The following is an 18,061-nucleotide window of genomic DNA, read 5'->3' on the forward strand; positions in this document are numbered from 1 at the left end:
TGAAGGTTGTACCCCAAGCTTGATTAAGATAGAGTTTTCTAGTTACGTTTGGTGGTGGAATCACGAACGAAAAAGGTTGAGACTTTTGAACTTCTTGAGTCTTGAGAACGTCTTCATGAAGTTGTTTAGATATGTGTTTGTCCTTTCTCTATTTTGTTCATTTTATTTTGAACTTGCTTAGCAACTTCTTCTGCAGACAGATTCGTATTATTTATTTTAAGGTAGTAGTACAACTCATTAGGTTGACATCGGGAATTTAATTGAAGTGTTTCAGTGGTCTCCAAAATTTCTCTTTCAGATATCTCAATATGCCGTTTCAAGGGCTTGTGCTTCAACCGGTTCTCCGTTCGATTTCGACGTAAACACTCTTCAAGACTTGTTTCCAACTCAACAAACAGAATCTCTTGATGAAACTTATCCAATAAATCCTGAATTTGCTTTAAATACATCAGCTGGTACTGATTTGAAAAATCAATTACGTCAGTTAAAATTACTGATCGCTGATTTCTTGCACTTGCTCCAAGGAAAGAAAAGGTGATTCCACGAACAAATTCCCACATTTCCTCTGTAAAATCCTGATAGATTTCTAATGCAAAATCGATGGCTTGATGGTTATAAAAGAGGGTAGCATCTGTCAGTCGAGATAACTCTTGACCAATCGTCATTTTCCCAGAAGCCGGAGCCCCAATGATGAAAAGATGCATCAAATCACCTCCCACTCACTCCTCAGCAAGCCATATCTCAAATCATCACAGCGGTTGCCTTGAGCATCTTTGCGGTCTCTTATGCGAGCTTCGAGGGTAAAGCCAAGCTTTTCCGCGACTCGTTGACTTTGAAGATTGTAACCAAAGCAAGTCAGCTCAATCTTATGAAGCCCCAGTTCTTTAAAAGCTAGATCAATCAAGGCACGCGCAGCTTCTGGCACATAACCTCGCCCCCAATAGTCTGGGTGTAAGGTATAGCCGATTTCCAGCACATCATCTTCATGGCGATGGTTGAAATCGACAGAGCCAACGATCTTATCCGTTCCTTTGACGACAATCCCGTAGCCTGCTGGGAGATTTTCCTTTTGATTACGCTCCGGAAGAATGTGCTCCAGATAATAAATCTCATCTTCCAAGGTCTTGACTGGAGGAAAACCTGCTGGATAGGCGACCTCTGGCAAACTAGCATAGTCAAAGATATCCTCAGCATCCGCCACAGTACGGACTCGTAAAACGAGATGTTCTGTTTCTAATCGTTCTGGCAGTTCAGTTCTTGTCATCCTTATACCTCGCTTTCTACAAAAAATCGCCCCTGCCATCACATGACAGGGACGAATGTGTTTATCCGCGGTACCACCCAATTTCGGGCAGCGCCCGCAACTCTCGTCTTTAAAACAAAAAGACACTTTTATTTCAATTTTTCATCCATTAGCAACCAGTTTTGACACATTTGTGGACTTCTCAGCTCCGCCACTTTCTGTAAAATGTGGGATTCAAAACACCTCTAATGGCTCTATTGTAGCAAGATTTTGATGGAAATGCAAGGCACAAGAAAGATTACTTGAACTTGATGCCATTTTCCTTCAATTTCTTGATGGTAGCTGGGCCGATTCCTTTCAAGGCAAGGAGTTCTTTTTCAGTCCAGTTTTTGAAATCTGAAGCAGACTTGATGCCTTCATCATAGAAAGTTTTGGCACGGTCAAGTGGGAGTCCACCCAAGTTTGCTGCAAAATCTTCTACAGAATTGGCTACTTTTTGAGCTTGCTCTTTGGTAGCTTCTACTGCTTGTTCAACTTTTTTAGAAACAGCCTTACCAGCTTGGCTTGCTGACTGTTCTGCACGTTTTACGACTTTTTTTGTCTCTTCTACAACCTTAGTCACAGTACTTGAAAAAGCACCTGCACGACGGAGGCTATTTCGTAATTGTTTTTTACGATTGAGTTTCTTTGACATGATAAAATCCTTTCAATAAAAAACCCCTGCTCTGACAAGGATTTAATATAAATATTCTATCAAGATTTTAGTAAAAAATCAAGAATCTATCTCGTTTAATAATTTCGCTCACCAAACAATCCATCTGGCAAATCATGGAATCCCTTGCCTGCTTTGAAGTTTTCAAATTTGCCAAGCAAGAACTGATAAGCATCCAAGCGGCTTTCGTAGCGAATCATGGCATCTTTGGCACGCTCGTCTTGGTCCTCTTCGTAGACTTTTTGGCTTTCCTTATGCGCCATGTCGTTGATCATGATTTGGGTATTGACCCAAGCTTCAAATTCCTTCATAAACTCTTGTTCGTAACTCATTTTTTCTCCTTATTCTAATCCACGGAAATAATCCGTATCAATCTCACGGTAGGGCTGAATATCCTGAACATACTCCAGCACGCCTTGGAATTCCCCGTTCTCATCGTGTACTGCTGCGTAGGTGATGTGGACAAACTTGCCTCGCGACTCAGACTTGAACCACATTTCATACTTGTCTTTGCTTCCCTCACGAAGTCCCTTCATGATGGTTTTGACCTTGTCCAAGTACTTAGGTGGATGACAAAGTTCAACATTGCGTCCGACTTGGGACGGCGTCCGTTTGAAAATCATCTCATCAGCTGGCGTATTGTCATTGTAATACTGGAAAATATCATCTTTATTGACAAAGGTAATCTCCATAGGGAGGTGATTGAGGATGAGATTGGCCTGCTCGACCGAGAGATAGCCATTCCCAAAAATCTGTTGACTATAGCGGTCCAACACTGCTTCCTTTTCCTTAGGGGTAAAGGTAATGGTAAACTGGCCTTCTGGCGTATCGATAACTTGCTGAACTTGCCCCTCTGCCGTATCTAGCTGTACAGACTCCTCTGTACTCTTTTCCTCAACAAAACTCTGGCGTTCTGGCACCCATTTCTCAGACGGACGGATGATGGCATAGCCGTAGGTATCGCTCTCCTCCGCAATCTGAAGCCAGTCATCCTGAGTAAAGGACTCAAGGAGAATCATGAGAAGGATGGACTCTTCCTTGAAAATCATACTTTCAAACTCTGTCGCAAAGGCTTCAAAATCTTCTTTTACAGTGGAAATCGGCACTTCAGGTAGTGACTTAGCCGTCATTAGAGCTGTTTGAAAGAGTTCCCTGATCTGATCATCCACTCCCCACATAACTTTCGGAGGTGAATCGTGTCCATAGCGCTCCATGATAGGGAAGAAGAGTTCTTCTTTACGTTGGTAATGGATGTCAAATTGCCCCACAAGTCCCATCTGACGCACCAAACCCTTACGCATCTCCGCCAGCATTTCTTCATCTTCCATGGACTCATAGGTATCTAACAATCTCCGAATGCGAATCAAGGCCGCACGGAGGGCCAGATTTTCTTCCTTAAAGACCCGAACTGGGTGACCTGGATGCTCGGTATCCTCTACTTCGACATCCTTAACAGCATTTTTAAAAAGATTGGCATGGACATCACAGAGTTCCATGACATCTTCAAAGGTGACACCTGAGTCTGAGTTCATCAGTTCGTGCTCCATAAGGGAAATCTCGATGGCTGACACACCCGTAAAGGTCGCATCAAAACGCTCCTGAACCGACTCAGGAGAGGCGCCATTGTGCAATTCTAACAAAATATCCCGTAGGATATGAATCCGTTCATCTGCCATTAGTCTAACCCAATCACTTCGTAGCCGTTTGCTTCCAGCGTGCGGACAATCTTGTCCATAGGGGTTCCTTCAAGCTTAGAACCCTGTTTGAGCGATACTTTACGACCAACTGTATTGCGCATTAAGGGATTAGCAAGGGGTTTAAAACCCAACTCCACTAGAATCTCTAAGACCTCTGGATGCTTGTCCACCACTTCTGCAACGGGAATTGACACATCGATGATATTGTCCATGACGACCTCCATTGTATGTTCTAAAATGATTTTACTGCTTATATTATACCATATGGAGAGAGATTAAAAAACTAGCAGTACATACCTTGCTAGTTCTCTGAAATATGAATTAAGACCTAAAAAAGTTTAAAGAGCCAATCCAATATCTTAAATAATAGATTGTAAAACAGCAATTGGACTGCAAAAGAGATAATCATCCAAAAGAATTTCACAATCCCAATAATCGGTTTAATAAAAATAATAGCAAGAAGACCCCAAAAAAATTTCATTCTCTCTCCTCTGGCTTGATGAGCCACCGAGCCGTATCCATTAGCTTATCTGCAATAAAAAGTTTTCCCAGACCGACAACGGCGTGGTCATCTTTCTTTATCGTTTTCATTACTTTTACACCTTGCATGGTCAAAAAGTAATTCCCATAAGTTTTAGCTAGAATTTTTATGAGTCCCATATTACTCTCCTTCGATGATTTCAGCCTCTTTTCGGATTGTTTCAACATCTTCTTGATATTGAACTTCACTATAGTTGACTAGCTTGGATAATTCTTTCTGCAAGCTTTCACCCATCGGTTTCATAGTTGCAAAGGTTAAACCACCTGAAATGATACCTCCCAAAATAGGAATAAATTTCCCCATTCCTTTGGCCAGCCCTCCCTTGGTCAGATTCACACCAAATATTTTTAAGACTTTTTTCAAAATAGGGTACCAAAGCGTCTTTGTTACAGCTTTATTAGGTACTGTTTTCATTACCTGTTTGGCAATTGTTATACCACCTGCACGTAGCAAAGCAGCGGTTCCATTCACCCCCAACATGACACCTAGATAAAGCAAGAGGGTATTTTGAGCATCTTCACTCAACTCATAGCGTGAAGTCCAAAGATCCTCATAACCATAAATATAACCTAATTCTTGGGCTAATTTTAGAGAAAAAGCATAAAATTGAGCCACATCCGCTGGAATGGTAATTGCCATAGCAATCCCTCCTGGTAATCCTGCAACAACAGACGTTCCACTCGCCAATAAAACATTATCCCGAATACAAGCATTAGCTACACGATCTAAGATTTCTTGAGATAGAAGAGTCGTTGGACCTTGTTCCAATAAGGTAGGAATGTCCTGTGGATCCAATTCTTTGGAAAACTTATCCACTAAAAATTTCGAACGATCAACCTTAACAACTGGTAGTTTTACCACTTGTTGCAATACTTGCATAGCTAAGTCTTGTTCAGCCATATACAAACTCCTTTTACTTCTGTAAGTTATATTCCATGATAGCATACTCTTTTAAAGTATGTTTCAAATTCTCCTCAAAAATTTTCAAAAACTCCTTAGCAACTTATTTGTTAAAGATTTTTAATAGTCTTTGTAGAGACAGCTAGAATATTCAACTCCTACCTTTACAACATGATATTCTATCTGTGAACGATAGTCTATTATTGTTTCACCTAAAATGTTCCTTGAATACACACTAATACTCTTCGAAAATCTCTTTAAACCACGTCAGCGTCGCCTTACCGTACCCAAGTACAGCTTGCGGCTAGCTTCCTAGTTTGCTTTTTGATTTTCATTGAGTATAACTATGAACTTTCGAGTTTCATTTTATAAATCCATAATTTCTTTTTTCTTTCGATCAAATTCTTCCTGAGATAATATCCCTGCATCTAAAAGAGATTTTAGTTTTGTAAGTGCTTCGATTTGCTCATCTAATGATAGACTTGGTTTCATGGCTTTTTCATCTAAACTTTGAGCCATATTCATTCCAAATATCATTCCAGCACTATCACCTAGACCATGTTGCTCCACTCCTGATGCAATTTTTTGTTGTGCTGCAATATTAGAAGATTTCTGCGATACATCATCATAAGCTTTTAAATTCATCTTATTTGATGAAAATTGTTTAACCAATTCCTTAGATTCTGGTGAGAACTCAATATTAGCAATGGCAACTTTTACAATCTCAAATCCAAAACGTTCTTTCCAAGTCCCTGCATACTGTCCATCATTTGATACCTGTTCCGCAAGAACTGCAGCTTGTGAGGGTAATTGTGAAATACGATAAGTTGTTGACAAGGAATTAAGTGCAACAATAAAAGATTGAAGAAACTCTGTCACTATTTGTGATCTAGCTTGAGCGCTATCAAAGGTATAATAAGTCACATTGGCAGGAAGAAAGTTTCTGATAAATTGCTTAGCATCTGTAATTTGGATAGAAAATGTTCCAAAAGCACGTACTTCTAAATCTGTCCCATAAAACAAATCATTATACATGACTGGACCGCGAGTCCCAAATTTAATATCACGAATTTCTCTCAAATTAACAAAACAAATCTGTTTTTGCTGATCACTTTGACCACCGAATCCAACACGATTAACAACATTGTCAAACAGTGACTTTTTCAATCCATCACCGTTAAAAACACTGCTCTCACCATTTTGATATTCATATCCACCTGGTTCTGTAATAATTTCCTCGATACCAGACTGACTAAAGATAAAGGCAGCAGTATTTTCTGGAATAAAAATCTTGGATCCGTTGGAAATAATACCTACAGATCCCTTCGTATTGACACCCCTACCATTATTACTTTCTTGAACAATACCTGGACTTACAGCTGTATGTTCATCAAAAGCTTGAACTGTGATAATTTCTTTCCACTGGTCTGCAAATGTCCCACCAATAGAATCTGTGATGGCTTTTATCAACCCCATTTAATTGCCCCCTTATAAACTCTGCTCCATATCACAATAGGCACATCTTACTGTTTGCTTCACTTGACCTGACAAAGGTGCTCCACAAAAGCTACACTTGGTTGAAATCTTTTCTGGCTCTGCATCCTTAATCCCAAGCCCTGCTTTAAAAGTGTCAAATGTATCCTTAAATGTTTCTGCCAAAACATCTGCTCCAAACAAGCTACTATCCCCCAAGGTTTCAAAATTACTTGTATCCCCTGAAATCAATTTAATAATGTTCCTAGCCCACTTGTCAGTATCCTTAGTATTATTAAATGCAAAGATAGCTTGTCCGCCATTATAATAAATTTCCAGCCGTTTCACACCATTGGTTTTGGTTACTGAAACTTGAGGTTTCCCTTCAAAAATTTTAATCTGGTTAATAGGAATGGTAACTTGGTCTTTTTTTCCTCCCCACAAACCTTTTTTGATATATATTAAGTGTAGATTCGTTAAAATTAATTCATCTGTAGACAAACCATTTTTCCCAAAACTCACATGGTCACTATTCATAACCATATATTCATGTGGCAATAATTGATAATCCATATTGAACTCCACTCTTCCTATTAAAGACTAGCTTTCCACTGCTCCACTTGTTCATGTAGATTATCACGATAATCTTTTAGAGTCTTAATCACTTCTTCTTTCCCTTGAATCGGTGCTTTCTTTAACGGACCATATTGTTTTTTCAAATCTTCCATTTCTTTTTTAGTGCTATCTTTTAGTTCTTGAATAGCAGCGCTATCTTCTAAAACAGTTCCTTTAAAGGCTTCGTCTGCTTCTGTATAGTAATTATCGATTATTTTCTCATTCATAATCAAGTAATCTTCATAGGTTTTTATAGACTCAATTGTCGTATCACTAACATCTTGTGGATTGAAATCGCTTGAACTGAGTTTTTCTTTTGCTTTGGCAAACAACCCTTTCTTTTCAGAACTACTAGATGAAGCTTCTGTTTGATTCTCACTAGAAGAGCTACTTGTTTTTTCAGAAAGAGAACTACAAGCAACTAGAGTAGAGACGGAAAGACATAGCAAAGCTAAACGACAAACTTTTTTTACATTATTCATTGATAGAATCTCCTTTTATTTATGAAATCATCATATCATATTTCCTAAAAAAAAAAGCATTTTCTAATTAGATAAACATTAAAAAATACAGAATCCCTTTTTTAAAAGAATATTTTTCCATTTCAAATTCCACTTATTTCCCCACCAAAAAAGAGGGTTGCCCCTCTTCTTTAGTTCTTATCCAGATTGCGTAGCATTTCGTCAATCTTGTTTCCATACTCGATGGATTCGTCTTTGACGAAGGTCAAATCTGGGATTTTGTACAATTTTAAATTGCGACCAAGTTCACGTTTGATGGTACCAGTTGCTTTTTCAAGCCCGATTTGAGCTTTTTGATTATCTGAAGCAAGGTTACTCAAAATGGTGTAGTAAACCTTGGCTACAGACAAGTCACCCAGCATCTGAACATCTGTGATGGTCACGCCTTGGACACGCGGATCACGGACTTTCTTTTGCAAAATCTCATTGACTTCACGCTTGATTTCCATGCCCACACGATCCGTACGGAAATGATTTGCCATGATATTCCTTTCTCTACTTTGAACCAAAAGCTAGGCCAGCAGACCTAGCTATTTTTAAACTTCTTGATTTTTAATTCAAATTGAAACGAAGTTCAATTTGAAATCATCTGCTTCTTTCGCCGTGGTGAAAGTGATGGAACTGATTTATCAGTCCCATCACAGGGGATTTTTGAGACCCTAGGGCTCAAAAATAAGCAATGAAACCATCGGTTTGCTTGCGTCCCTCACCACCTAAGAAAGGAGCAAAAATCTTATCTTTTAATTTCTTCCATGACATAGGCCTCAATCACATCATCCATCTTGATATCATTGTAGCCATCGATCATCAATCCACCTTCACGGCCGTTTGTAACTTCTTTAACGTCGTCTTTGTAGTGTTTCAAGCTTGCGAGTTCACCATCATAGATAACAACACCGTCACGGATAACACGGACTTTAGAGTCACGGGTAACCTTACCGTTGATAACCATGAATCCACCGATAGTTCCCACTTTAGACACCTTGAAGGTTTCACGAATAACTGCTTCACCAATAACTTTTTCTTCAAATTCTGGATCAAGCATTCCTTTCATAGCTTCTTCCATCTCTTCGATAACCTTGTAGATAATGCTGTGGAGACGGATTTCCACATCGTCAGCTTCTGCTTGTTGACGAGCTTGTGGTGTAGGGCGTACGTTGAAACCAACGATAAAGGCATTTGAAGCTTCGGCAAGAGTCACGTCAGATTCGTTGATGGCACCGACTGCTGAGTGGACGATGGTCACTTTGACACCTTCTACATCGATCTTTTGAAGTGAGGCAGAGAGGGCTTCAACAGAACCTTGTACGTCGGCCTTGATGATAACGTTAACTGATTTGAGTTCACCAGCTTTAAGGGTATCAAAGAGGTTTTCAAGGCTGACACGTTGGGTAGCTTGACGTTGTTTCATAAGGGCACGTTTAGCACGTTCTTCACCTGCTGCACGCGCAGATTTTTCATCCTCGTAAACAGCAAAGTGGTCACCCGCCATCGGCGCTTCGTTCAAACCTGTGATAGAAACTGGTGTTGATGGTCCAGCCACCTTAACACGACGACCAAGATCATTGGTCATAGCACGGACACGACCAAAGGTATTTCCGACAACGATTGGGTCTTGAACATTCAAGGTACCTTGTTGAACAAGAAGGGTTGCGACCGCTCCTTTTCCTTTATCCAAGCGCGCTTCGATAACTGTACCGATCGCACGCACTGTTGGGTCTGCCTTGAGTTCTTGGATTTCAGCCACAAGAAGGACTGTTTCCAACAATTCTTCGATATTTTGGTTGAATTTAGCTGAGATTTCAACAAATTCAGAATCTCCACCCCAAGCTGTTGACATAACACCATGCTCTGCCAATTCACCGATAACGCGTTCTGGGTTGGCACCTGGTTTATCAATCTTGTTGATGGCTACGATGATTGGAACGTTAGCCGCTTTTGAGTGGTTGATGGCTTCGATAGTCTGAGGCATAACCCCGTCATCTGCCGCTACGACCAAGATAGTAATATCGGTAACAGAAGCACCACGCGCACGCATAGATGTAAAGGCCGCGTGTCCTGGTGTGTCAAGGAAGGTAATCTTCTTACCATTTTCCACGATTTGGTAGGCACCGATATGCTGAGTGATCCCACCCGCTTCACCTGTCGCAACACGAGAGTTACGAAGGGTATCTAGGAGTGTTGTTTTACCGTGGTCGACGTGTCCCATGATAGTTACAACTGGTGGACGCTCTACTAATTCATCTTCATTGAGATAACCATCTTCGACAAAGAAACGTTCGATATCGGCATTATCCACTTCAACTTTTTGTTTGGCTTCGATACCATAATCCACCATGAGGAGTTCAATGGTTTCCCCATCCAAGGATTGGTTTTGTGTGGCCATGACACCCATCATGAAAAGTTTCTTAACAATTTCAGCTGGTTCACGTTTGATACGTTTTGCGATTTCCGCAACGGTCATACCATCTGTATATTCAAATTCTGTTGGCAATTCATGGAATTTACGCTCCGTAACAGGTTTTGGAGTCTGATTACGGTTGTTCTTGTTATTGCCTTTTTTGTTCTTTTTGTTGTTATTCCAGTTACTATTCTTTTGATTTCTCACTTGATTTTGACTACTTCGATTCTTTTGTTGTTTTCTAGGACCATCTTCTTCATGATCATAATCGTCACGATTTTTGTCTGGTCGAGCTTGTTTTTTACGACGTGTATCCACTGCAGGTTCTGTTTTATCAGGGACGACTTCAACCACTGCTTGAACTTGCTGTGCTTGTTGCGCTTGTTCAGCTAACTTAGCCGCTTCTTCAAAGATTTCCTCTGGTTCCTTACGTTTGTTAGCTTGAGCCAAGGCTTCTTTGGCAGCCTGATACTGCTTGAAGCGTTCCTCGCTTGAACGTGCGTACTCTGCATTTTGCTCTGCTTTTAGGGCTGCTGCACGGGCTTTAAAGTCAACACGTGGAGCCGCTTGATTTGGACGTTTATCCTCTTGCTGACGGCGCTCATTTCTACGATTTTGCTGACCTTGCTGCTTCTTAGCTTGGTCATTAAAGCGACGATTGTCGCGATTACCTTGACCTTGTTTTCCACTATTGCGACCGTCGTTTTTCTGACGGTTCCCGTTTTGTTGTTGGTCACGGTTATTGCCCTTATTTTGCTTGCGTCGTTCTGCCTGCTCTTTAGCACGTGCTTCACGCTCAGCCTTGAAATTACGGCTTTGCGGTTTAGCTGCTACTTTTTCTGCTTTCGGAGCGACTGGCTCAGCTGGTTTTGCCTCTTCCTTAGCTACAGCTGGTTTAGCTGGCTTAGATTTTTCGGCTTTATTTTCTGCACTTGCTTTTGGTGTTGCTGGTTTTGCCTCTTCCTTGACTACAGCTGGTTTAACTGGCTCAGATTTTTCGGCTTTATTTTCTGCACTTGCTTTTGGGGCTGCAGGTTTTGCTTCTGCTTTCGGAGCAACTGCAGGCTGAAAGCTGGCAGCGATTTTTGCAGCGACAGCTTCTTCCACACTTGATGAGTGGCTTTTCACATCCAAGCCCAACTCTTTTGCACGCGCTACAACTTCTTTACTTTCTTTTCCAAGCTCTTTCGCGATTTCGTACAATCTTTTCTTAGACAAATCATGTCCTCCTCTTCTATTCCATAAGAGACCTCATTTTCTTTGTAAATCCAGCATCTGTCACAGCCAAAACTTTTCTTGATTTTCCGACTGCTATGCTTAATTCCAGTGTTGAAAACACGGTTACAATTTCTACTTGATAATAATGACTTTTATCTTGAATCTTCTTGGTCAGATTAGGTCCAGCATCATGAGCTAGAAAGACCAACTTGGCCTTGCCGTCTTGAATGGCCTTGACAACCAATTCTTCACCCGATATGATCCGCCCTGCTCGCTGAGCAAGTCCCAAGAGATTGCTTATCTTTTGCTTATTCAAGTCCTAACTCTCTTCTTTTCACTTTGTGATCCACATAAGCGATCAACTCGTCATAAAAGCTTTCTTCCACTTCCATGCTAAAGCTACGGTTAAAGACCTTCTTCTTTTTCGCCTCTAGGGCTTCTGCATTGTCTAGCTTGATATAAGCGCCACGGCCATTGGCCTTGCCTGTCGGATCGATAAAGACTTGTCCTTCCTTGTTTTTGACAATGCGGAGCAAATCACGCTTATCAATCACTTCATTGGACACAACAGACTTGCGCAAAGGGATTTTTCTCGTTTTCATCTTTCCCTCCTCTGGCAGCTTTTATTCTTCTACAGTATCGTTTTCTGCTTCCAAATCTACTGAAGCAACCTCTTCCATGGCTTCAAATTCACTAGCAGACTTGATATCGATACGGTAACCAGTCAAGTGAGCTGCCAAGCGAACGTTTTGCCCACGACGACCAATAGCAAGAGAAAGTTTGTTATCAGGAACAACCACCAAGGCACGTTTGCTGTCGTTTTCATCAAAGATAACTTGGTCAACCTCAGCAGGAGCGATGGCATTGTATATAAATTCAGCTGGATCTGCTACCCACTCGATAACATCAATATTTTCTTCGATTGGCACCATACGGTCATTTTTAGCATCGTAACGAGCTGGGTGGAATTTGCTAGTAATCTTCTTGATATTAGCACCACCACGTCCAACGATTGTACCGATAGCATCCACGTTTGGATTGTGGCTACGAACGGCAACCTTCGTACGGTCACCAGCTTCACGGGCCACGCTCATGATTTCAACAGTTCCATCATAAACTTCTGGAATTTCTTGCTCCATCAAACGTTTGATCATTTCTGGATGGCTACGGCTAACAAAGACGTTGACGCCACGAGGGTTATCTTCAACCTTGTAGACATACACTTCGATACGATCATGAGAAGCAAAAACTTCTCCAGGAATTTGGTCTTGTTTTGACAATTGGGCTTCGATGCTACCAAGGTTGACATAGATAAAGCGGTTGTCAAAGCGTTCTACTGTACCAGACATGATTTCTTGCTCATGCTCTTTGTAAGTATTGTAAGTAATGGCACGTGTTTGCTTGCGCATTTTTTCCATGATGGTTTGTTTGGCAGATTGGGCTGCTACACGACCAAACTCAGCAGGCGCTTCTTCAAACTTGATTTTGTCACCAAGTTCATAGGCTGAATTGATGGCAAGAGCATCTTTCAAGCTGATTTCCAAACGGCTATCAAATACTTCATCAACAACTTCACGGACAGTATAAACTGTAAAGTCACCTGTTTTTTCGTTGAAGTCAATAGCTACGCTGTCTGATTGACCATAGCGTCTGCGATAAGCGGAACGAAGCGACTCTACTACTGCGTCGATGATGTCTTCTTTTTTGATTCCCTTGTCTTCTTCCAAAATGCGGAAGGCCTCTAGCATTTCTTTACTCATGTTTTCTTCACTTTTGAATCCTCAAAAGCTATCCTTTCTTTTTCTATAATTTTACTGCTAAACGTGCTTTTGATACTAAACTGTATGGAATTTGGACAGTTTTCTTACGCGTCTTGTCCATATATTCCATAGTCAACTCGTCCTCTTCGAAGGCCAACAAGGTTCCTTCAAAGACCTTTTGCTTATCAATGGCTTGGTAGAGCCCGACATGGATGTATTTCCCAACCGCTCCAGCAACGGCATCCTTGGTTTTTAAAGGACGTTCCAAGCCTGGACTGGTGATTTCTAGGAAATATTGTTCTGGGAAGGGATCTGGCTTGATGGTGTCTAAGACAGGACTGATCATTTCTGTCAAGTCTGCCGTGTCGTTCAAGGTAATTCCTTCAGGTTTATCTACAAAAATACTGAGAATCATGTCACTGCCAATCTTTCCATACTCGATATCTACAAGTTCGAAAGGTGCTTGGATGACAGGTTCTACAACTTCTCTGACTAATTCTACAATTGTTGCGATTGCGTCCACCTCCTCATAAGCAAGAGGCGAAGATATTTCCCCGCCTCACTTTTCATATTCTTACTCTTAGTATAGCACTTTTTACTACTTATGTAAAGTATAAGTACTCAGAAGGCTTGATTTTAAGCTTTTTCTTAAAATTCTGCCTCAACTCGGTAGATAACTTGCCCCTTGTTGGAGAATTTTTGCTCGTATTCTGTCATGACATTGCCTTCAAAATCACTGGCATGTAAATCAAGCCAGACACCATTGAGCTTCATGCCATACTGAGAAAAGCTCACTAGGCTGTACTCAAACAAGCCACGGTTATCCGTCTTAAAATGAATTTCACCATTTTCAGGCAAGATACGCTTGAAGGTATCCAAGAAGGTCTTGTAGGTCAAACGACGCTTTTCATGGCGTTTTTTAGGCCATGGATCTGAAAAGTTCAGATACAAACGATCGATCTCACCGTCTTCAAAGTAGTCAGTCAAGTCAGAACCATCTACCCACAAGAGCTTGATGTTAGGTACTCCAACTTCAAGCACCTTGTCCAAAGCGTAGCTCAAAACAGACTTTTGAATATCAATCCCGATATAGTTGATGTCAGGGTTTTGCTTGGCCATACCTGAAACAAAGGCACCCTTTCCACTTCCAACTTCCACATGAATGGGATTGTCATTGCCAAACAAGTCCCGCCATTTCCCCTTGGCTTCCAAGGGATTGAGGACCACATACTGGGGATTTGCCTCTAGTAATTCTGTCGCCCCTTTACGATTTCTAACTCTCATCTTCTCTTTCCATACTTGTCTCGGAAGTGACGCAAGCCATGAATCTCCCGGTTGACATTTTCTAAATCTTGGTTCATATAATACTTGGAAATCTGGCTCAAGTAAGACAATTGACCGTACCAATACAATTTAGTTAATACCGTTTGATTGTACTTGTAACCGTAGTAGGTCAACCATTCCTTCCACTGATGTTCTGGAATATAATGGCAGAGCATATGGGCCACATCAAACATGCGATCGGTCAAGCGAACCGAATCCCAATCTACCAAATAAATCAAGCCACTATCTGTCTCAATCCAATTACTATGTCGTACATCTCCATGGACAATGGTCGCATAGTCCTCTCTAAACCCTGGAATAGTCTGACGTAAATCAGCCATCACTTCACTGATAAAATGATTTTTACGCAAAGCATCTGGAGCCGTTTCTTGCCAAGACTGTAGTAAATCTACAGGTGTTTCCATGGCATAGCCCAAACGACTTAACTGTGTCATCAAAGGACGTGAGCGATGAAGACGGGTTAAAATATTGACGATTTGCTTACGATTCATATCATAGGGGGTCAATATCTTGCCTGTCAACCATTCTTGAGCACACATATCACGCCCATCTGCCAAACGGCGACTCCATAATAATTGTGGAGCAATTTGTTCTCTAGCTAGACCAGGTAGGATTGGAGAGGTGTTCATTTTTACAAAGATGCGCTTCCCATCAGGATAGCTACCCATATAAGCCTTGCCACTTTTCCCAGGTATGGGAGTCAGTGTTAGCTCATTATCACCCAAATCCATTTCTTTCCTCCGTATAAAGTTTCCTTACTATTCTACTAGTTTTTGACCTATTCGTCAACCGCTCCACACCCAATTCTCAAAGAAAAGCCTCTGGATTGGCTTGGGTATCATTATAGAAAGAAAAAGATAAGCACCGTCTTCTGCTTACCTTTTCATAATTTTTATAAATAATATAAGAGTGGCCAACTGTTGTAAAACATGTGGACTAGAGTAGAAACCCATAAGTTTTGGCTCTTTTTATAAGCAAAGCCCAGCAACAAGCCCCCAAGTAGATAAAAAATAAACGAAGGGACATTAGAAGGTCCATGCATGTAGGATTGACTAACTTCTCATGATTCGTTGTTACCATGCTTTCAGCTCTCATCAGAACCTCACATCAATAGATAAGTCGTACATCTTTTCTCGTACACTCTCGTGATTTAAATATATGGATTAGGTATACCTATTTGTGCTTTAGAGTGTGAAGCCACTTTATCCTCTAAACGTGTCTTACTATAACATTCCTGTTCTTTAAGCCACGATTTCGCTATGCCTTCTTTTCCCCGCTACCTCACGATAGTCAGGCCTGGGAATCATTATTGGGTTCACCAGTAGCAGGTGTCCACCGAGGACTTACACCTCAGATATACGACATGCCCGTCGTATTCAAAAAAGAAAGGATGAAATTCGTCCTTTCTTGATCTTAGCTTTTCTTCAACTCACTACAGTTGACAATGAGCCAAAGGATAGCTAATAACCTATTGAAGTGTCAAACGTTGCTAACTCCATTGATCTTCAAATTTAAATAGGCACATTATCGGAGTTATCAGTAAGAAAAAATCTAACCAGTTCAGATAATTCATAATATAGGATATAATACCAGCCATAACGAAAAGGTACAAAGCTGTACGATATCCTCTCTTTTGGTTTTTATCAGCCTTGGTGTTAAAAATAATGTACACACAACAAATTGCAATGAGTATAAGCTGAATCATAGTTTCATTTAACATATTAACACTCGTTCCTTTTTAAAACTATTTTGGTGGTCTCAATCCATAAGCTAAAAAGCCACCTACTATAGCGCCTCCTGTTGCGCAAATCAAGTAAGCTTGGGGGCCTCCAGCAATACAAGATTGTCCTGCCTGAAATGCACCCGACAAGGCTCCTACAACTACATCTCCTCCCAATCCACCTCCAGAAATATTACTTAATTCTTGATTATCTACTATTTTGTAATTAAACATAATTTCTATTCCCTTCTAAGGCCAAATATTATCAGCAATTGCAGTAATAGAACCACCAATTTTAGCTCCAGCCCAAGCACAGCCAGCAGTCATAGCCCATGTGGAACCACCAGTAAGGAGTCCTCCTACCCCACACATAGCAACTCCGATACCTGCTCCATAGATAGCCCCTTTTCCTACTGTTCCCCAATCAGTTCCTCCCTCAATGCTAGCCAGCATTTCAGTATCCAAAACATCAAATTGAGTCGTTGTTTTTGTTTCCATGAGGAATACCTCCTTTTTTATTTTTAATTTTAATTTTAATTTTTGTCTTGTTGCAACTTTGACAAGTTTAGTATATCATCGTTTATTAATTTTTTTCATCCAAATCTTGAATTGTCATCGAAACGTCTTGAATTGTTAAAAAATTTAAAAAGCAAGCATTAAAAACATGCTTGCCCTTTCACTCTTGTCTATAGGAAAATTCTAGCCATATGTTATTACAAACAAATAGTACCATTTCACCTGTTTACCATCTATTTTTATTTATGAATTTTTTGTTTCACTTTAATCATTATAGAAGCCATAAAAAACGCGACAGCTAGCCAAATCAGTTGGTAACTTTCTTCCTCTCCTGTTTTCGGTAATAATTTTTCATTCGAAGTAATAGATTCGCTTACATAATCAGTCCCCTTAACATCAGTTGGAGGAGTTTTATTTTCTTGAGCAACATCAAAAATAGGTTTGGGAGTTTCCAATTGATTCTTATTGTCTAACATTGCTAAATTGTCAGATTGAGTAGTTTTAGCTTCAGAAGTTGAGTTTGTACTCTTCACTTTCCCACTATTTTCACTATTAGAATTGGGATTAACATTGGATATTTTCATTTCAGTTCTTTTTTCATCACTCATACCTTTGCTGTCACTTACAACTTTATCACTAATATTCATGCTGTCACTTCTAGTATTCTCATCACGGACACTTTCAGTTACTGTTTCCTCAGAAGATTTCACTGTCTCCGTTTGCTTAGGTGAGTTTCTTGAGTAGATATAATCATACACCTGTTGTGCAGTTGCTCCGCCACCAACCCATCCAGATATCGAATGTCCATTTTTTAAATACAAAATTGTTGGTGTTCCTGGAATACCGACTTTTTTAAATAGAAACTCTCTCGCTTCCCCATCAAAATCCTTACCATCCAAATCATAATACTCTAACTTCTTTTCAATCAAGTTATTAAATTCTTTCAATTCAGGAGAAAATTGACGACAATGAGAGCAAGTTTTTCTACCAAAATAAATAGTATGTTCCAATTGATCCTCTGTAAAAGATTGACGAACAGCTTCAATATCTATCTTTTTAAAGTCCGTAACATTCTTCTCATACTCTTCTGGGGTTACAACAGAAGGTTTATGCTCCATCTTTTCCTTAACCGATTGCAAATCTGGTGCCACAAGAGAACTGTCATTCGCCCGAATAGATGAAGTAGTAGGCTGTTCTTCTGCATATACAACACCCGTAGTAATAGATGCAAATACAAGTGGTACAAGTAATAGCGATTTTATATTTTGTTTCTTCATAAGAATACTCCTTTACATTTGTTATCTTTATCTTACCTTATTTAAGATTACAAATTCATCTAAATCTTAAATGGTCATCGAAACATCTTGAATTGCAAAAACTTCATTATAAAAGGGTAAGTA

23 protein-coding genes and 1 pseudogene are annotated in these 18,061 nt (G+C 40.3%); all 24 read right to left on the bottom strand.

Annotation, left to right across the window (positions count from 1 at the left end; all coding sequences use genetic code 11):
* Positions 1-125 precede the first annotated feature (125 nt).
* Positions 126-704, bottom strand: coding sequence for an AAA family ATPase (locus HW098_RS03725; RefSeq protein ID WP_175880216.1), 579 nt, complete (start codon positions 702-704; stop codon positions 126-128).
* Complete coding sequence (locus HW098_RS03730; protein WP_188110802.1) at positions 704-1,264, bottom strand: GNAT family protein; 561 nt, start codon at positions 1,262-1,264, stop codon at positions 704-706. The genes HW098_RS03725 and HW098_RS03730 overlap by 1 nt, the downstream gene beginning before the upstream one ends.
* Before the next feature lie 277 nt (positions 1,265-1,541).
* Positions 1,542-1,937, bottom strand: coding sequence for a helix-hairpin-helix domain-containing protein (locus HW098_RS03735; RefSeq protein ID WP_000038635.1), 396 nt, complete (start codon positions 1,935-1,937; stop codon positions 1,542-1,544).
* Positions 1,938-2,032: 95 nt separating this feature from the next.
* The gene (locus HW098_RS03740) at positions 2,033-2,287 is read right to left on the bottom strand and encodes a DUF1912 family protein (protein WP_000119706.1); all 255 of its coding nucleotides are present in this window, start codon (positions 2,285-2,287) and stop codon (positions 2,033-2,035) included.
* A gap of 9 nt (positions 2,288-2,296) precedes the next feature.
* The gene (locus HW098_RS03745; protein WP_176139338.1) at positions 2,297-3,631 is read right to left on the bottom strand and encodes a DUF438 domain-containing protein; all 1,335 of its coding nucleotides are present in this window, start codon (positions 3,629-3,631) and stop codon (positions 2,297-2,299) included.
* Positions 3,631-3,864: a DUF1858 domain-containing protein gene (locus tag HW098_RS03750; protein ID WP_000368739.1), complete on the bottom strand. Its 234-nt coding sequence runs from the start codon at positions 3,862-3,864 to the stop codon at positions 3,631-3,633. Before HW098_RS03750 ends, HW098_RS03745 begins: the two co-directional genes overlap by 1 nt.
* A gap of 116 nt (positions 3,865-3,980) precedes the next feature.
* Positions 3,981-4,133, bottom strand: a complete 153-nt coding sequence (locus HW098_RS03755; RefSeq protein WP_176139339.1) for a hypothetical protein — start codon at positions 4,131-4,133, stop codon at positions 3,981-3,983.
* Complete coding sequence (locus HW098_RS03760; RefSeq protein WP_000522922.1) at positions 4,130-4,312, bottom strand: hypothetical protein; 183 nt, start codon at positions 4,310-4,312, stop codon at positions 4,130-4,132. Before HW098_RS03760 ends, HW098_RS03755 begins: the two co-directional genes overlap by 4 nt.
* A gap of 1 nt (position 4,313) precedes the next feature.
* Positions 4,314-5,093 carry a hypothetical protein gene (locus HW098_RS03765; RefSeq protein ID WP_176139340.1) on the bottom strand — a complete coding sequence of 260 codons (780 nt, stop codon included), beginning with the start codon at positions 5,091-5,093 and terminating at the stop codon, positions 4,314-4,316.
* Between the two features lie 366 nt (positions 5,094-5,459).
* Positions 5,460-6,569: an SPFH domain-containing protein gene (locus tag HW098_RS03770; protein WP_176139341.1), complete on the bottom strand. Its 1,110-nt coding sequence runs from the start codon at positions 6,567-6,569 to the stop codon at positions 5,460-5,462.
* Between the two features lie 12 nt (positions 6,570-6,581).
* The gene (locus HW098_RS03775) at positions 6,582-7,139 is read right to left on the bottom strand and encodes a hypothetical protein (protein WP_000386258.1); all 558 of its coding nucleotides are present in this window, start codon (positions 7,137-7,139) and stop codon (positions 6,582-6,584) included.
* A 20-nt stretch (positions 7,140-7,159) separates the two neighbouring features.
* Positions 7,160-7,663 carry a hypothetical protein gene (locus HW098_RS03780; RefSeq protein ID WP_001067003.1) on the bottom strand — a complete coding sequence of 168 codons (504 nt, stop codon included), beginning with the start codon at positions 7,661-7,663 and terminating at the stop codon, positions 7,160-7,162.
* A 170-nt stretch (positions 7,664-7,833) separates the two neighbouring features.
* Positions 7,834-8,184: a 30S ribosome-binding factor RbfA gene (gene rbfA, locus HW098_RS03785; RefSeq protein ID WP_001273601.1), complete on the bottom strand. Its 351-nt coding sequence runs from the start codon at positions 8,182-8,184 to the stop codon at positions 7,834-7,836.
* A 251-nt stretch (positions 8,185-8,435) separates the two neighbouring features.
* Complete coding sequence (infB, locus tag HW098_RS03790) at positions 8,436-11,321, bottom strand: translation initiation factor IF-2 (protein WP_176139342.1); 2,886 nt, start codon at positions 11,319-11,321, stop codon at positions 8,436-8,438.
* A 16-nt stretch (positions 11,322-11,337) separates the two neighbouring features.
* Positions 11,338-11,637 carry a YlxQ-related RNA-binding protein gene (locus HW098_RS03795; RefSeq protein ID WP_001041390.1) on the bottom strand — a complete coding sequence of 100 codons (300 nt, stop codon included), beginning with the start codon at positions 11,635-11,637 and terminating at the stop codon, positions 11,338-11,340.
* The gene (locus tag HW098_RS03800; RefSeq protein WP_000857562.1) at positions 11,630-11,923 is read right to left on the bottom strand and encodes a YlxR family protein; all 294 of its coding nucleotides are present in this window, start codon (positions 11,921-11,923) and stop codon (positions 11,630-11,632) included. The genes HW098_RS03795 and HW098_RS03800 overlap by 8 nt, the downstream gene beginning before the upstream one ends.
* 21 nt (positions 11,924-11,944) lie before the next feature.
* On the bottom strand, positions 11,945-13,081 hold the full coding sequence (gene nusA / locus HW098_RS03805; RefSeq protein WP_172921841.1) for a transcription termination factor NusA: 1,137 nt from the start codon (positions 13,079-13,081) through the stop codon (positions 11,945-11,947).
* Positions 13,082-13,124: 43 nt separating this feature from the next.
* Positions 13,125-13,604 carry a ribosome maturation factor RimP gene (gene rimP, locus HW098_RS03810; protein ID WP_050230440.1) on the bottom strand — a complete coding sequence of 160 codons (480 nt, stop codon included), beginning with the start codon at positions 13,602-13,604 and terminating at the stop codon, positions 13,125-13,127.
* 125 nt (positions 13,605-13,729) lie between these two features.
* Positions 13,730-14,365, bottom strand: a complete 636-nt coding sequence (gene trmB / locus HW098_RS03815) for a tRNA (guanosine(46)-N7)-methyltransferase TrmB (RefSeq protein WP_001266094.1) — start codon at positions 14,363-14,365, stop codon at positions 13,730-13,732.
* Positions 14,362-15,156, bottom strand: a complete 795-nt coding sequence (locus tag HW098_RS03820; protein ID WP_033683107.1) for a phosphotransferase family protein — start codon at positions 15,154-15,156, stop codon at positions 14,362-14,364. The genes trmB and HW098_RS03820 overlap by 4 nt, the downstream gene beginning before the upstream one ends.
* 161 nt (positions 15,157-15,317) lie before the next feature.
* Positions 15,318-15,473, bottom strand: a pseudogene (locus tag HW098_RS03825) (CPBP family glutamic-type intramembrane protease); the annotation flags it as partial.
* Between the two features lie 696 nt (positions 15,474-16,169).
* Positions 16,170-16,379, bottom strand: coding sequence for a Blp family class II bacteriocin (locus tag HW098_RS03830; protein WP_176139343.1), 210 nt, complete (start codon positions 16,377-16,379; stop codon positions 16,170-16,172).
* Positions 16,380-16,394: 15 nt separating this feature from the next.
* Positions 16,395-16,643: a Blp family class II bacteriocin gene (locus HW098_RS03835; RefSeq protein WP_176139344.1), complete on the bottom strand. Its 249-nt coding sequence runs from the start codon at positions 16,641-16,643 to the stop codon at positions 16,395-16,397.
* A gap of 257 nt (positions 16,644-16,900) precedes the next feature.
* Complete coding sequence (locus tag HW098_RS03840; RefSeq protein WP_176139345.1) at positions 16,901-17,938, bottom strand: thioredoxin domain-containing protein; 1,038 nt, start codon at positions 17,936-17,938, stop codon at positions 16,901-16,903.
* Positions 17,939-18,061: the final 123 nt, after the last annotated feature.

The organism is Streptococcus sp. 1453 (genome assembly GCF_013276955.1).
Classification (GTDB): domain Bacteria; phylum Bacillota; class Bacilli; order Lactobacillales; family Streptococcaceae; genus Streptococcus.